Source organism: Sutcliffiella horikoshii (assembly GCF_008180725.1).
Classification (GTDB): domain Bacteria; phylum Bacillota; class Bacilli; order Bacillales; family Bacillaceae_I; genus Sutcliffiella_A; species Sutcliffiella_A horikoshii_B.
Genome location: NZ_VTEV01000013.1, coordinates 22,125 through 37,929, shown reverse-complemented (window position 1 = coordinate 37,929; position 15,805 = coordinate 22,125). Strand labels below are relative to the sequence as shown.

The window sequence follows — 15,805 nt, the reverse complement described above, 5'->3', positions numbered from 1 at the left end:
GTTGAACCGTAGTACAACCCCGTTATTTTTTACGACGACGAACGATAAATTTGTCAGACTTGTTCTTTTTCTTACGAGTTTTGAATCCAAGAGTCGGTTTGCCCCAAGGAGTCATAGGTGACTTACGTCCGATTGGAGAACGTCCTTCACCACCACCGTGTGGGTGATCGTTAGGGTTCATTACAGAACCACGTACAGTTGGGCGAATACCCATCCAACGAGAACGTCCTGCTTTACCAATGTTGATAAGTTCGTGTTGTTCGTTACCAACTTGACCTACAGTAGCGCGGCAAGTGGATAGAATCATACGAGTTTCACCAGAAGTTAAACGTACAAGTACGTATTTACCTTCTTTACCAAGTACTTGAGCAGAAGTTCCTGCAGAGCGAACTAATTGTCCACCTTTACCTGGTTTTAACTCGATGTTGTGGATTACAGTACCAACTGGGATGTTGATTAGTGGTAATGCATTTCCTACCTTGATGTCTGCTTCAGGACCAGCCATTACAGTCATTCCTACTTCTAAGTTCTTAGGAGCCAGGATGTAACGCTTTTCCCCATCTGCATAGTTGATTAACGCGATATTAGCGGAACGGTTAGGATCGTACTCGATTGTAGCAACGCGTCCTGGTATACCATCTTTATCACGTTTAAAGTCGATGACGCGGTATTGACGTTTGTGTCCACCACCTTGGTGACGTACAGTCAATTTACCTTGGTTATTACGACCACCTTTTCTGTGTAACGGTTGAAGCAAGCTTTTTTCTGGTTTGTCTGTAGTGATCTCAGCAAAATCAGAAACTGTCATGCCACGACGTCCATTAGAGGTTGGTTTGTATTTTTTAATCGCCATCATGTTCCCTCCTTTTCGATGATGTTTTTATTTTTGTATTAAACCTCGAAGAATTCGATTTCTTTGCTATCAGCTTTTAAAGTTACGATAGCTTTTCTACGACGGTTAGTTAATCCGCTATGACGACCTACACGACGGAATTTACCTTTGTAGTTCATGATGTTTACTTTTTCAACGTCTACGCCAAAGATCGCTTCAACAGCATCTTTAACTTCAGTTTTATTAGCTCTAACATCTACTTCAAAAGTATATTTCTTTTCAGTCATTAAATCTGTAGAACGCTCAGTAATCACGGGGCGCTTAAGAACATCACGATGATCTCTCATTATGCAAGCACCTCCTCTAATTTTTGAACAGCGTCTTTCGTAAAGATTACTTTATCGTGGTTAACAACGTCTAATACGTTCACACCAGTTACTGTAACAACTGTTACTCCAGGAATGTTACGAGCAGATAAAGCAACGTTTTCGTCAGCGTCAGCTGTTACGATCAACGCTTTACGATTGATTTCTAAACCTTTTAATACAGAAGTCATTTCTTTTGTTTTTGGTGCATCAAAAGCTAATCCTTCTAATACTAATAGTTCGTTTTCTAATACCTTAGATGATAATGCAGATTTGATAGCTAAGCGACGAACTTTTTTAGGAAGTTTGTAGCTGTAGCTTCTTGGTGTAGGACCGAATACGATACCACCACCACGCCATTGTGGAGAGCGGATAGATCCTTGACGAGCACGACCAGTACCCTTTTGACGCCATGGTTTGCGTCCACCACCTGCTACTTCAGAACGTCCTTTTACTTTTGCAGTACCTTGACGTTGAGATGCTCTTTGCATAACAATCGCATCGAACAATACGCTGTTATTTGGCTCAATACCGAATACAGCATCTGCTAATTCAACTTCACCAACGTTTGCGCCAGCTTGGTTGTATAATGCTACTTTAGGCATTTGTAGTTCCTCCTTTCCTAAACAATTAGTTTGCTTTTATAGCACTTTTAATTGTGATTAAAGATTTTTTTGGACCAGGTACGTTACCTTTAACAAGTAATAGGTTACGTTCTACGTCAACTTTCACGATCTCAAGGTTCTGGATAGTAATGCGCTCTCCACCCATACGTCCAGGTAAAAGTTTACCTTTGAATACACGGTTTGGAGCAACAGGTCCCATAGAACCAGGACGACGGTGATAACGGGAACCGTGACTCATTGGGCCACGAGATTGGTTATGGCGCTTAATTGAGCCTTGGAAACCTTTACCCTTTGAGATTCCTGTTACATCTACTACATCGCCTTCTGTGAAAATATCAACTTTGACTTCTTGACCAACTTCTAAGTTAGCTCCACTGATTTCACGAATGAAGCGCTTAGGTGCTGTGTTCGCTTTAGCAACGTGTCCTTTTAATGGCTTGTTCGCTAATTTATCGCGTTTGTCAGCAAAACCAATCTGAACCGCTTCGTATCCGTCTGTTTCAACAGTTTTAACTTGAAGTACAACGTTTGGTGTAGCTTCAATTACTGTTACAGGGATAAGATCGCCGTTTTCAGCAAAAACTTGAGTCATACCAACTTTTCTTCCTAAGATTCCTTTGGTCATCAGTCACACCTCCTAGATTAATTAAGTAATTTATTGATTAAAGCTTGATTTCGATATCTACACCAGATGGTAGGTCTAAACGCATTAAGCTGTCAACCGTTTGTGGTGTTGGATTAATGATGTCGATTAAGCGCTTATGAGTGCGCATTTCGAATTGCTCACGAGAATCTTTATATTTGTGTACCGCACGTAAGATTGTGTATACAGATCTTTCCGTTGGTAACGGAATAGGACCAGAAACAGTTGCACCTGAACGTTTTGCAGTTTCAACGATCTTCTCAGAAGATTGATCTAGAATTCTGTGATCATAAGCTTTTAAACGAATGCGAATCTTTTCTTTTGCCATTATTTTTCCCTCCTTTTTTCGCCTATATTATTGATAGACATTCTCCGTGAAAATTAACCTGTCACACTCGCCATGGCAAAGCGGCCGGGTGTGTCAGCAACCTTTCACATCATCGCAGTCAAAGACCAACATTACCTATTATACATGGAGTTAATAGACAATGCAACTATATTTCAAATAAATCTCTGAGCACTTTTCATATTATAACGAGAAGTGAGGTTTAATGCAACAAGTGGGCAGGAGATTTATTCGTTTCAGTTTTTTCCAGCGGAAGATGGTTGTTATTTATATAGAAGAAAGAGGATATTTCATCGCTTAGAATTACTGTCGCTGCATATGATTACGAACTCGGGGGTTTGTCAATTAAGAATTGTCTTCATGCAGTCAATGATGACAATCTCACTCATTTCTTCGACGCAGGATTGTCTTCATCAACCATATGAAAACAGTCTCTCGTTTTTTCTTCACTCATAAATGTCTTCATCACTTTCGTGAATACACTCTCACAAGAATTTAAGACTTAAGAATGTCTTCATATCAGATTAACAAAACAAAAAACCGGCACCCCTCAATTAGGGATGCCGGTTTATAAAAGATCTATGATAGATCCAAAAATTACTCTTGGATAGTCGCTACAACGCCAGCGCCTACAGTACGTCCACCTTCACGAATAGAGAACTTAGTTCCTTCTTCGATAGCGATTGGAGAGATAAGTTCAACAGTCATCTCAACGTTGTCGCCAGGCATAACCATTTCGATGCCTTCAGGTAGGTTACAAATACCAGTTACGTCAGTTGTACGGAAGTAGAACTGAGGACGGTAGTTTGTGAAGAATGGAGTGTGACGTCCACCCTCTTCTTTAGATAGTACGTAAACTTCAGCTTTGAACTTTGTGTGTGGAGTGATTGTACCAGGCTTAGCTAATACTTGTCCACGTTGGATGTCGTCACGAGCAACCCCACGAAGAAGTGCACCGATGTTGTCTCCAGCTTCAGCATAGTCAAGAAGCTTACGGAACATTTCTACTCCAGTTACAGTAGTAGATTTAGGCTCTTCAGTTAAACCGATGATTTCGATAGTGTCACCAACTTTAACTTGTCCACGCTCAACACGTCCAGTAGCAACTGTTCCACGACCAGTGATAGAGAATACGTCCTCAACTGGCATCATGAATGGCTTTTCAGTGTCACGAGCTGGTGTTGGGATGTAGTCATCAACTGCAGCCATAAGCTCAACGATTCTTTCTTCCCACTCAGCGTCTCCTTCAAGAGCTTTAAGAGCAGAACCTTTGATTACAGGAACATCGTCTCCAGGGAAATCGTACTCAGAAAGAAGGTCACGAACTTCCATTTCAACTAGTTCTAATAATTCTTCGTCGTCTACCATGTCGCATTTGTTTAAGAATACTACTAGGTAAGGTACACCTACTTGACGAGAAAGAAGGATGTGCTCACGAGTTTGTGGCATTGGGCCGTCAGCAGCAGATACTACTAGGATTCCGCCGTCCATTTGCGCAGCACCAGTGATCATGTTTTTAACATAGTCAGCGTGTCCTGGGCAGTCAACGTGTGCATAGTGACGAGTATCAGTTTCGTACTCAACGTGAGCTGTAGAAATTGTGATTCCACGCTCTCTTTCTTCTGGAGCAGCATCGATCATGTCGTATGCCATTGCAGCACCTTTACCACTGCGCTTAGCAAGAACAGTAGTGATTGCAGCTGTTAAAGTTGTTTTACCGTGGTCAACGTGACCGATTGTACCGATATTAGCATGAGTCTTGGATCTATCGAATTTCTCTTTACCCATTGTTATATCCTCCTTAGAATTTCATTAATTTTTATTTTATATGTTATTAACAAGTGATTTCCACTTATTAACCTACATACTATTTATAAAACAAGATTAGGTGAAAATCAATTATTCACCTTTATTTTTTTTGATGATTTCTTCAGAAATCGATTTTGGTACTTCTTCATAGTGATCGAAATGCATTGTGAACACTCCGCGTCCTTGTGTGTTAGAACGTAGGGATGTTGCATAACCAAACATTTCAGAAAGTGGAACCATTGCGCGAACAACTTGAGCGTTACCGCGAGCTTCCATACCTTCTACACGACCACGACGGGAAGTGATACCACCCATGATGTCTCCCATGTACTCTTCAGGTGTCACTACTTCAACTTTCATGACAGGCTCAAGGATTACAGGGTTACACTTGGATACTGCATTTTTAAGAGCTAAAGATGCAGCTACTTTAAACGCCATCTCAGAGGAGTCAACGTCATGGTAAGAACCATCAACCAACGCAGCTTTAACATCGATTAGAGGGTAACCAGCTAGTACACCGTTCGCCATTGCATCTTCAAGACCAGATTGAACTGCAGGTACGTATTCACGAGGTACAACCCCACCTACGATTTTGTTTTCAAATTCAAAGCCTTTTCCTTCTTCGTTTGGTTCGAATTCGATCCAAACGTGTCCGAATTGACCACGTCCACCAGATTGACGAGCAAATTTACCTTCAACCTTAGCAGATCCGCGGAACGTTTCACGGTAAGCAACCTGAGGTGCACCAACGTTTGCTTCTACTTTGAACTCACGCTTCATACGATCAACTAGGATATCAAGGTGAAGTTCACCCATACCTGCGATGATTGTTTGACCAGTTTCCTGATCTGTATGTGCACGGAAAGTAGGATCTTCTTCTTGTAGCTTTTGAAGAGCAGTTGTCATTTTGTCTTGGTCAGCCTTAGATTTAGGCTCAACAGACAATTGGATAACCGGCTCTGGGAATTCCATGGACTCCAAGATAACTTGGTTTTTATCGTCACATAGCGTGTCACCAGTAGTTGTGTCTTTAAGACCAACTGCAGCAGCGATATCTCCAGAATAAACAACAGGAATCTCTTCACGGCTGTTTGCGTGCATTTGTAGGATACGTCCTACACGCTCACGCTTACCTTTTGTAGAGTTGATTACGTAAGATCCGGAGTTTAATGTACCAGAGTACACACGGAAGAACGTTAATTTACCTACATAAGGGTCAGTCATAACTTTGAATGCAAGCGCAGCGAATGGGTTTTCGTCGCCAGATTCACGAGTTACTTCTTCTTCAGTGTCAGGAACGATACCTTTGATTGCAGGTACGTCTGTTGGCGCTGGAAGGTAATCGATAACAGCGTCAAGCATTAATTGAACACCTTTATTTTTGAAAGCAGAACCACAGATTACAGGATAGAAGTTAACATCACAAGTACCTTTACGGATAGTCGCTTTCAACTCTTCAGTAGTAAGCTCTTCACCTTCAAGGTATTTCATCATTAATTCTTCATCTAATTCTGCTACTGCTTCAACTAAGCGTTGACGGTATTCGTCAGCTTGGTCTTTGTACTCAGCCGGAATTTCTTTCGCTTCAGAACGAGTACCTAAGTCATCCTCGTAGTAGAAAGCTTGCATTTCTACTAGGTCGATGATACCTTCAAACTCATCTTCAGCTCCGATAGGAAGTTGAATTGGATGAGCATTAGCTTGAAGGCGGTCATGGATAGTTCCTACAGAGTATAAGAAATCTGCACCGATCTTGTCCATTTTGTTAACGAACACGATACGTGGAACACCATAAGTTGTAGCTTGGCGCCAAACTGTTTCAGTTTGAGGCTCAACTCCAGATTGTGCATCAAGAACTGCTACCGCACCATCAAGTACACGTAGGGAACGTTCTACTTCAACAGTGAAGTCTACGTGACCAGGTGTATCGATAATGTTTACGCGGTGACCTTTCCATTGAGCTGTTGTCGCAGCAGATGTGATCGTGATTCCACGCTCTTGCTCCTGCTCCATCCAGTCCATTTGAGAAGCACCTTCGTGAGTTTCACCAATTTTGTGAATACGTCCTGTGTAGAACAAAACACGTTCAGTTGTTGTTGTTTTACCAGCATCGATGTGAGCCATGATACCGATATTACGTGTTTTATCTAAGGAGAACTCTCTTGCCATAGTGTATTTCTCCTTCCTAAGTAACTAGATTTAATTTATACCGAAAGCTGTTAAGTACTTGTCTTAACAGCTCCAGATAATATGTGATCTTACCAGCGGTAGTGAGCAAACGCTTTGTTTGCTTCTGCCATTTTGTGCATATCTTCACGCTTCTTAACGGAAGCACCAGTGTTGTTAGCAGCATCAAGGATTTCATTAGCTAAACGCTCTTCCATCGTTTTCTCTCCACGAAGACGAGAATAGTTAACTAAATAACGAAGTCCAAGAGTTGTACGACGATCTGGGCGCACCTCTACAGGTACTTGGTAGTTTGCTCCACCTACACGACGTGCTCTAACTTCAAGAACAGGCATGATGTTTTTCATAGCTTGTTCGAACACTTCCATAGGTTCTTGTCCGGAACGCTCACCAACTAGTTTGAATGCGTTATAGATGATAGCTTGAGATTTTCCTCTCTTACCATCGATCATTAATTTATTTACAAGACGAGTTACTAATTTAGAGTTGTATAACGGATCTGGTAATACGTCTCTTTTTGCAACAGGGCCTTTACGTGGCATATTATTTTCCTCCTTTCGGGTAACTTAATGTTAAGCAGTTTGAAGTATATTACTTCTTAGGTGCTTTTGGTCTCTTAGTACCATATTTAGAACGACCTTGCATACGGTTGTTAACTCCCGCAGTATCAAGTGCTCCACGAACGATGTGGTAACGTACCCCTGGTAAGTCTTTTACACGACCGCCGCGAATTAATACTACGCTGTGCTCTTGTAGGTTGTGACCGATACCTGGGATATAAGCAGTTACCTCAATTTGGTTAGTTAAACGAACACGAGCATATTTACGTAATGCGGAGTTCGGTTTCTTTGGAGTCATTGTACCAACACGAGTACATACACCACGTTTTTGAGGTGAAGACACATCAGTTTGAGCCTTCTTGAAACTGTTATAACCTTTGTTCAAAGCTGGAGATTTTGACTTTACAACTTTACTTGTACGTCCTTTGCGGACTAACTGGTTAATAGTAGGCATTAATATTTCCTCCTTCCTAGTGTTTTAAGACCACATATCCAGGTGGTTCATTTTTAGGTAAAAAACAAAGTCTTTGCGAATCTGCACTCACAAAAACAGTTTTTAATGAATGATCGCAACAGCGGAGGCACCCACTTCAATCCCGCAAGCTTTTCCGAGTTTTTTCATCGAATCTACTTTTAAGACTGGTATGTTGTGCTCATTGGCAGTTTGGACAACTTTCTGTGTGACAATCACATCAGCATCCTCTGCAATGACAACCTCTTTTACTGTTCCGGATTTCAGCGCCTTCACTGTTTGTTTGGTACCAACAATGAAGGTGTTTGCCTGCATCACTTTTTCATAAGACATTAACATATCCTCCAAAGCAACAGGTTATATAAGCACCTTTGCTATATTACCATCTCTATTTTTGAATGTCAACACTTTATCGAATAACATTGAAAAGATTGTCGGGGGATGCCCGACAATCTTTCTTTTATTCTACCGTTACAGGCTCTTCTTTACCGACTTCTTTCGTTAGATCGAATTTACGGTAACGGTTCATACCTGTACCAGCTGGAACTAGTTTACCGATGATAACATTCTCTTTCAGACCTAGTAACTCGTCGCGTTTTCCTTTAATTGCAGCGTCTGTCAAGACTCTAGTCGTTTCCTGGAAGGAAGCTGCAGATAGGAAGGAATCCGTTTCAAGAGAAGCTTTCGTGATACCTAGTAATACCGGACGTCCAGTTGCAGGTGTTCTGCCTTCAAGAAGTACACGTTCGTTTGCATCAGTGAATTGGTGAACATCAAGCAGTGTTCCTGGTAGTACATCTGTATCACCAGCATCAATAACACGTACTTTACGTAGCATCTGGCGAACCATAACCTCTACGTGTTTGTCACCGATTTCTACCCCTTGCATACGGTATACTTTTTGAACTTCAAGCAATAGATACTCCTGTACAGAAACCATATCTTTCACTTTCAGTAGTTCTTTCGGATCGATGGAACCTTCTGTTAGTTCCTGACCACGAGATACTTCTGAATTCACGCCTACTTTAAGGCGGCCAGTGTAAGGCACTGTGTAGTTTCTCGTTTCAACTTCACCTTGGACAGTGATTTCTTGCTGACGGTCGCGACCTTCGTTGATGGCAGTTACAACACCATCGATCTCAGAGATGACCGCTTGACCTTTAGGATTACGCGCTTCGAAAATCTCTTGGATACGTGGTAAACCTTGTGTAATATCGTCTCCAGCAACCCCACCTGTATGGAATGTACGCATCGTCAACTGAGTTCCCGGCTCACCGATAGATTGGGCAGCGATGATACCAACTGCTTCTCCCACTTCTACTTCTAGGCCAGTCGCAAGGTTGCGGCCGTAACATTTTTTACATACACCATGACGAGTGTCACATGTGAATACAGATCGGATCCAAACATCTTCCACGCCTGCTTCTACAATGGTTGTTGCTAGGTCTTCAGTAATTAAATCGTTACCCGCAACAAGAACTTCCCCAGTTTCAGGGTGCTTTACAGCTTTTCTCGCGTAACGGCCGACTAAACGTTCTTCTAATTTTTCTACTACTTCTGTGCCATCTTTCAGAGAAGTAATGTGCAGACCACGGTCTGTTCCACAATCTATCTCACGAACGATAACATCCTGCGCCACGTCTACAAGACGACGAGTCAAGTAACCGGAATCGGCAGTTTTCAGTGCTGTATCGGCAAGACCTTTACGCGCACCGTGAGTAGAGATAAAGTATTCCAATACCGTAAGACCTTCACGGAAACTGGATTTGATCGGTAATTCAATGATACGTCCAGATGGATTGGCCATCAGTCCACGCATACCAGCTAATTGTGTAAAGTTAGATGCGTTACCACGGGCACCGGAATCACTCATCATAAAGATGTGGTTCAAGCGTGGCAAGGACGCCATTAGCAACCCTTGGATCTTATCTTTAGCAGCACTCCAGATGGAGATAACGCGGTCATAGCGCTCTTCCTCTGTGATTAATCCACGGCGGAACTGCTTAAGAACTGTATCAACTTTTGTTTGTGCTTCCACCAAGATTTCATCTTTCTCTTTAAGAACTACGATATCAGCTACACCAACTGTGATACCAGCTTTAGTAGAGTAACGGAATCCAAGGTTTTTCATGCGGTCAAGCATTTCAGACGTTTGCGTAATCTTGAAGCGTTTGAACACTTCCGCAATAATGTTACCAAGAATTTTCTTCTTAAATGGATCGATTATTTCTTGTGCTTGTATTGCTTCTTTTACATTCGCACCTTTTTCAACAAAATACTTCTCAGGAGTGTTTACTTCTAAGTTGAACTTTGTCGGTTCGTTAATGTAAGGGAATGACGGCGGCAGGATTTCGTTGAAAATCAACTTCCCTACTGTCGTAATTAGAAGCTTTTGTTTTTGCTCTTCAGTGAATGTTTCGTTATTTAAGGATCCTGCATATACCGCTACACGAGTGTGCAGATGTACATAGCCGTTTGAATAAGCGATAAGCGCTTCATTCGTATCCTTGAATACCATTCCTTCACCTACAGCATTTTCTCGCTCTAGTGTTAAGTAGTAGTTACCAAGTACCATATCCTGGGAAGGTGTTACTACCGGTTTTCCATCCTTAGGGTTAAGGATGTTTTGCGCAGCAAGCATCAAGATGCGTGCTTCAGCCTGTGCTTCAGCAGAAAGAGGTACGTGAACAGCCATTTGGTCACCGTCAAAGTCCGCGTTGTATGCAGTACACACAAGAGGATGTAGACGAATAGCACGGCCTTCTACAAGGGTAGGTTCAAATGCTTGAATACCTAGTCTGTGTAGAGTTGGTGCGCGGTTCAGTAATACTGGGTGTTCCTTGATAACGGATTCCAATACGTCCCAAACCTCAGGTTGTACCCGTTCGATCTTACGCTTCGCACTCTTAATGTTATGTGCAAGCCCGCGTTCTACAAGTTCTTTCATGACGAAAGGCTTGAATAGCTCAAGGGCCATTTCTTTCGGTAATCCACATTGGTACATTTTCAAGTTAGGTCCTACTACGATAACGGAACGACCAGAGTAGTCAACACGTTTTCCTAGTAAGTTCTGACGGAAACGACCTTGCTTCCCTTTCAGCATGTGAGAAAGAGATTTCAATGGGCGGTTACCAGGTCCTGTTACTGGACGGCCACGGCGACCATTGTCGATAAGTGCGTCAACAGCTTCTTGTAACATACGTTTTTCATTCTGTACGATGATGCTTGGGGCACCAAGGTCAAGAAGACGTTTTAAACGGTTGTTACGGTTGATGACACGGCGATACAAGTCATTCAAGTCGGAAGTCGCAAAACGACCACCATCCAATTGCACCATTGGACGTAATTCAGGAGGGATAACCGGTAGTACATCAAGGATCATCCAAGATGGTTCGTTGCCGGATCCTCTGAAGGATTCCAATACTTCAAGACGCTTAATTGCTCTCGTACGGCGTTGACCTTGAGCAGTTTTAAGCTCTTCTTTTAGGGTATCTACTTCTTTTTCCAAGTCGATGTCAAAAAGAAGTTTCTTGATTGCTTCTGCACCCATGGCAGCTTGGAATGTTTGACCATACTTTTCACGGTATGCACGGAATTCCTTTTCAGAAAGCAGTTGCTTCTTCTCCAAAGGAGTGTCGCCTGTTTCTGTTACCACGTAAGATGCGAAGTAAATTACTTCCTCTAGCGCACGTGGGGACATGTCAAGAACAAGACCCATGCGGCTTGGGATTCCTTTGAAGTACCAGATGTGGGATACAGGAGCAGCAAGCTCGATGTGACCCATGCGTTCACGACGTACTTTTGCTCTTGTTACTTCTACACCACAGCGGTCACAGACAACGCCCTTATAACGGACGCGCTTGTATTTACCACAGTGACATTCCCAGTCCTTTGTAGGACCGAAAATTCTTTCGCAGAATAACCCATCTTTTTCTGGCTTTAATGTACGATAGTTAATTGTCTCAGGCTTCTTGACTTCCCCGAAAGACCAGGATCTGATCTTGTCGGGTGAAGCAAGGCCTATTTTCATATATTCAAAATTATTAACATCTAGCAAGGGGCCTACCTCCCTTATAATCTACAGGTTCTACCCAAATGCTTATCTTTAAAGTACTGTTGGCCATCAGTCTTTAGCGACAGTTTCTTTTACTTCTTCTACTTGATCTGAATCAAGGGAAATACCTTCGGAAGCTTGTTCTTCATCTTCCTCTAGATCTCTCATTTCTATCTCTTCTTCATCGCCGGATAGGATTTTTACATCCATACCTAAACTTTGAAGTTCTTTGATCAATACTTTGAAGGATTCAGGTACACCTGGTTCAGGTACATTTTCACCTTTAACGATCGCTTCGTACGTTTTTACACGTCCTACTACGTCATCGGATTTAACTGTTAGGATTTCTTGTAGTGTATAAGCGGCACCATAAGCCTCAAGTGCCCATACCTCCATCTCACCGAAACGTTGTCCACCAAATTGAGCTTTACCGCCAAGTGGTTGTTGCGTAACAAGTGAGTATGGTCCAGTAGAACGTGCGTGAAGCTTATCATCAACCATGTGCGCAAGTTTGATCATATACATGATCCCTACAGATACACGGCTGTCGAACGGCTCACCTGTTCTTCCGTCATACAATACTGTTTTAGCGTCTCTTGCCATGCCAGCCTCTTCAAGTGTGCTCCAAACGTCTTCTTCACGCGCGCCATCAAATACGGCGGAAGCTACGTGGATGCCAAGTGTTCTTGCTGCCATTCCTAGGTGAAGCTCCAATACCTGCCCGATGTTCATACGAGAAGGTACCCCTAGTGGGTTTAACATGATGTCAATTGGTGTTCCATCTGGCAAGTAAGGCATATCTTCTTCCGGTAAGATACGGGAGATTACCCCTTTGTTACCATGTCGTCCGGCCATTTTGTCACCTTCAGAAATTTTACGCTTCTGAACGATGTATGCACGAACTAATTGGTTAACACCTGGTGGCAATTCATCACCATCTTCACGGTTGAATACTTTTACATCAAGTACGATACCGCCACCACCGTGTGGAACTCTTAGTGATGTATCACGTACTTCTCTTGCTTTCTCACCGAAGATTGCGTGTAATAGACGTTCTTCTGCAGTAAGTTCCGTAACTCCTTTAGGTGTTACTTTTCCTACTAGTAGGTCTCCGTCTTTTACTTCCGCACCCACTCGGATGATTCCGCGGTCGTCAAGATTTTTAAGTGCCTCTTCCCCAACGTTCGGGATATCACGTGTGATTTCTTCTGGTCCAAGTTTCGTGTCACGTGCTTCTGACTCATATTCTTCAATATGAATGGAAGTGTACACATCATCTTTTACCAGACGCTCACTCATGATGATAGCATCCTCATAGTTATAACCGTCCCATGTCATGAAACCGACCATTACGTTACGGCCAAGTGCCAATTCACCTTTTTCCATGGATGGACCGTCTGCAAGGATTTCTCCTTTTGTTACAACGTCACCAACAGAAACGATTGGACGTTGGTTATAGCAAGTCCCTTGGTTAGAACGAATGAATTTAAGCATTCTGTACTTATCAAGGTTGCCTTTTACCTGTTGTCCGTCGACTTCTTCCATACGACGCACCCAAACTTCGCGGGCTTCTACACGTTCTACAACACCAGGGTGTTTACAGATAACGGCAGCTCCGGAGTCTTTTGCGGAAACGTGCTCCATCCCAGTACCAACAATCGGGGATTCCGGTTGCAATAAAGGTACAGCTTGACGTTGCATGTTCGCTCCCATTAGGGCACGGTTGGAGTCATCGTTTTCTAAGAAAGGAATACAAGCTGTCGCAGCAGATACAACCTGCTTAGGAGAAACGTCCATGTAGTCAATTCTCTCACTTACAACAACCGTGTTCTCTCCACGGAAACGGGATACAACATTTTGATCCAAGAATGTACCATCTTCACCAAGACGGGCATTTGCTTGGGCTACTACATAGTTATCTTCTTCATCTGCAGTCAAGTAATCAATTTGGTCTGTCACGCGGCCCGTTTCAGGGTCAACTCTTCTGTAAGGAGTTTCGATGAAGCCAAATTTATTCACTTTCGCAAAAGAAGAAAGGGAGTTGATTAATCCAATGTTTGGTCCCTCAGGAGTCTCGATCGGACACATACGGCCATAGTGAGAGTAGTGAACGTCACGTACTTCAAAGCCGGCACGCTCACGCGTCAAACCACCAGGTCCAAGCGCAGATAATCTACGTTTATGTGTTAATTCAGCCAGTGGATTTGTTTGATCCATGAACTGAGATAACTGAGAGCTTCCGAAGAACTCTTTAATAGATGCAATAACAGGTCTGATGTTGATCAATTGTTGCGGAGTAATAGTGTTCGTGTCCTGAATGGACATTCTCTCACGAACTACACGCTCCATTCTGGATAGACCGATACGGAACTGGTTTTGAAGAAGTTCTCCAACAGAACGTAAACGGCGGTTACCAAGGTGATCAATATCATCCGTGTCGCCTACACCATGAAGAAGGTCAAAGAAGTAACTGATAGAAGCAATAATATCCGCTGGAGCGATATGCTTTACTTTTTCTTCAATAAAACCGTTGCCTAAAACGACGATTTCTTTTTCACCTTCTGCATCATTTGGTGCATATATCTTAATAGATTGCATAGGCACTTCATCTTCTACTACTCCACCATGCGGATGGAAAGAAGTCAGACCGATACCATCTTCAATGTTAGGTAGGATGCGGTCTAAAGTTCTACGATCTAACAGCGTACCTTTTTCTACAATGATCTCCCCAGTTTCTGGGTCTACAAGTGTTTCAGCGATACGTTGATTGAAAAGCCTGTTCTTAATATGAAGCTTTTTATTAATCTTGTATCTTCCAACACTTGCCAAATCATAGCGTTTAGGATCGAAAAATCTAGACTCTAATAAACTTTTCGCGTTTTCAACCGTTGGTGGTTCACCAGGGCGTAGACGCTCATATATTTCTAGTAATGCCTTTTCTGTGCTTTCTGTGTTATCCTTATCTAAAGTATTGCGAAGGTACTCGTTTTCGCCAAGAAGATCAATGATTTCCTGGTCGGAACCGAATCCAAGAGCACGCAAAAGAACCGTTACTGGTAGTTTACGAGTACGATCTATACGAACATATACAACATCTTTAGCGTCAGTCTCGTATTCTAACCATGCACCACGGTTTGGAATAACAGTAGCCGAAAAGCCTTTTTTACCATTTTTATCTACTTTTCCGCTGTAATACACACTTGGAGAACGCACTAACTGAGATACAATAACACGTTCTGCACCATTAATAACGAACGTACCAGTATCCGTCATCAACGGGAAATCACCCATAAATACATCCTGGTCTTTTACTTCACCAGTTTCTTTGTTAATGAGACGAACCTTCACACGTAAAGGAGCTGAGTATGTAACATCTCTTTCCTTTGATTCTTCAACAGAATATTTAGGTTCCCCTAAGCTATAATCGATGAATTCTAAAGATAGATTTCCTGTGAAGTCTTCAATCGGGGAAATGTCGTGAAACATTTCTCTTAACCCTTCATCAAGGAACCATTGATAAGAAGATGTTTGAATCTCTATTAGATTTGGTAAATCTAATACTTCACTAATGCGAGCATAACTTCTGCGTTGGCGGTGTCGTCCGTATTGAACTAGTTGACCTGTCAACTGATTCACCCCTCGTATCAAGCGTTATTAATAGTAGTTTAAAAAATATAAACCACTCAAAGCCAAACATAAAAAAACATTCAACATGGAAACAATATTGCTTAAACGAATCCATGTTAAAAATAAAAAATGGTTTCAATACAGAAAACCACGTTTTTACAATCGCTCTATTGATTTTACTATCTTTTCCAAGCATACTAATTTTATACATGCAAAATACATAAAATTATTAGTGCTCAGAAAAATACATATTGGCATTAAACAATGCTACCATAACAAAAAAA

Annotated in this window: 12 protein-coding genes; all 12 read right to left on the bottom strand. The window is 42.2% G+C overall.

Features of this window, described 5'->3' with window-relative positions:
* Nucleotides 1–22: 22 nt before the first annotated feature.
* On the bottom strand, nucleotides 23–853 hold the full coding sequence (rplB, locus tag FZC76_RS21060) for a 50S ribosomal protein L2 (protein WP_148990122.1): 831 nt from the start codon (nucleotides 851–853) through the stop codon (nucleotides 23–25).
* Between the two features lie 38 nt (nucleotides 854–891).
* Entirely contained in the window at nucleotides 892–1,179 is a 288-nt protein-coding gene (rplW, locus tag FZC76_RS21055; protein WP_010191491.1) for a 50S ribosomal protein L23, read from the bottom strand.
* Nucleotides 1,179–1,802 (bottom strand): 50S ribosomal protein L4, encoded by a 624-nt coding sequence (gene rplD, locus FZC76_RS21050; RefSeq protein ID WP_088016681.1) that lies wholly within the window; start codon nucleotides 1,800–1,802, stop codon nucleotides 1,179–1,181. Before rplD ends, rplW begins: the two co-directional genes overlap by 1 nt.
* 25 nt (nucleotides 1,803–1,827) lie before the next feature.
* Nucleotides 1,828–2,448 (bottom strand): 50S ribosomal protein L3, encoded by a 621-nt coding sequence (gene rplC, locus FZC76_RS21045; protein ID WP_148990102.1) that lies wholly within the window; start codon nucleotides 2,446–2,448, stop codon nucleotides 1,828–1,830.
* Nucleotides 2,449–2,485: 37 nt separating this feature from the next.
* Complete coding sequence (gene rpsJ, locus FZC76_RS21040) at nucleotides 2,486–2,794, bottom strand: 30S ribosomal protein S10 (protein WP_010191483.1); 309 nt, start codon at nucleotides 2,792–2,794, stop codon at nucleotides 2,486–2,488.
* A gap of 615 nt (nucleotides 2,795–3,409) precedes the next feature.
* On the bottom strand, nucleotides 3,410–4,600 hold the full coding sequence (gene tuf, locus FZC76_RS21035) for an elongation factor Tu (RefSeq protein ID WP_148990101.1): 1,191 nt from the start codon (nucleotides 4,598–4,600) through the stop codon (nucleotides 3,410–3,412).
* A 111-nt stretch (nucleotides 4,601–4,711) separates the two neighbouring features.
* Nucleotides 4,712–6,790, bottom strand: coding sequence for an elongation factor G (gene fusA / locus FZC76_RS21030; protein WP_148990100.1), 2,079 nt, complete (start codon nucleotides 6,788–6,790; stop codon nucleotides 4,712–4,714).
* A gap of 89 nt (nucleotides 6,791–6,879) precedes the next feature.
* The gene (gene rpsG, locus FZC76_RS21025; protein ID WP_010191480.1) at nucleotides 6,880–7,350 is read right to left on the bottom strand and encodes a 30S ribosomal protein S7; all 471 of its coding nucleotides are present in this window, start codon (nucleotides 7,348–7,350) and stop codon (nucleotides 6,880–6,882) included.
* A 49-nt stretch (nucleotides 7,351–7,399) separates the two neighbouring features.
* Nucleotides 7,400–7,822 (bottom strand): 30S ribosomal protein S12, encoded by a 423-nt coding sequence (rpsL, locus tag FZC76_RS21020; protein ID WP_010191479.1) that lies wholly within the window; start codon nucleotides 7,820–7,822, stop codon nucleotides 7,400–7,402.
* Between the two features lie 102 nt (nucleotides 7,823–7,924).
* Complete coding sequence (locus tag FZC76_RS21015; RefSeq protein ID WP_010191478.1) at nucleotides 7,925–8,173, bottom strand: 50S ribosomal protein L7ae-like protein; 249 nt, start codon at nucleotides 8,171–8,173, stop codon at nucleotides 7,925–7,927.
* Between the two features lie 127 nt (nucleotides 8,174–8,300).
* Nucleotides 8,301–11,897: a DNA-directed RNA polymerase subunit beta' gene (gene rpoC, locus FZC76_RS21010; protein ID WP_148990099.1), complete on the bottom strand. Its 3,597-nt coding sequence runs from the start codon at nucleotides 11,895–11,897 to the stop codon at nucleotides 8,301–8,303.
* 66 nt (nucleotides 11,898–11,963) lie between these two features.
* Nucleotides 11,964–15,521 carry a DNA-directed RNA polymerase subunit beta gene (gene rpoB, locus FZC76_RS21005; protein WP_060666610.1) on the bottom strand — a complete coding sequence of 1,186 codons (3,558 nt, stop codon included), beginning with the start codon at nucleotides 15,519–15,521 and terminating at the stop codon, nucleotides 11,964–11,966.
* Between the last annotated feature and the right edge of the window lie 284 nt (nucleotides 15,522–15,805).

Bases quoted from the DNA above. Each gene is read 5' to 3' on its own strand.
- rplB (WP_148990122.1), bottom strand. From the start codon at position 853: ATGGCGATTAAAAAATACAAACCAACCTCTAATGGACGTCGTGGCATG.
- rplW (WP_010191491.1), bottom strand. From the start codon at position 1,179: ATGAGAGATCATCGTGATGTTCTTAAGCGCCCCGTGATTACTGAGCGT.
- rplD (WP_088016681.1), bottom strand. From the start codon at position 1,802: ATGCCTAAAGTAGCATTATACAACCAAGCTGGCGCAAACGTTGGTGAA.
- rplC (WP_148990102.1), bottom strand. From the start codon at position 2,448: ATGACCAAAGGAATCTTAGGAAGAAAAGTTGGTATGACTCAAGTTTTT.
- rpsJ (WP_010191483.1), bottom strand. From the start codon at position 2,794: ATGGCAAAAGAAAAGATTCGCATTCGTTTAAAAGCTTATGATCACAGA.
- tuf (WP_148990101.1), bottom strand. From the start codon at position 4,600: ATGGGTAAAGAGAAATTCGATAGATCCAAGACTCATGCTAATATCGGT.
- fusA (WP_148990100.1), bottom strand. From the start codon at position 6,790: ATGGCAAGAGAGTTCTCCTTAGATAAAACACGTAATATCGGTATCATG.
- rpsG (WP_010191480.1), bottom strand. From the start codon at position 7,350: ATGCCACGTAAAGGCCCTGTTGCAAAAAGAGACGTATTACCAGATCCG.
- rpsL (WP_010191479.1), bottom strand. From the start codon at position 7,822: ATGCCTACTATTAACCAGTTAGTCCGCAAAGGACGTACAAGTAAAGTT.
- FZC76_RS21015 (WP_010191478.1), bottom strand. From the start codon at position 8,173: ATGTCTTATGAAAAAGTGATGCAGGCAAACACCTTCATTGTTGGTACC.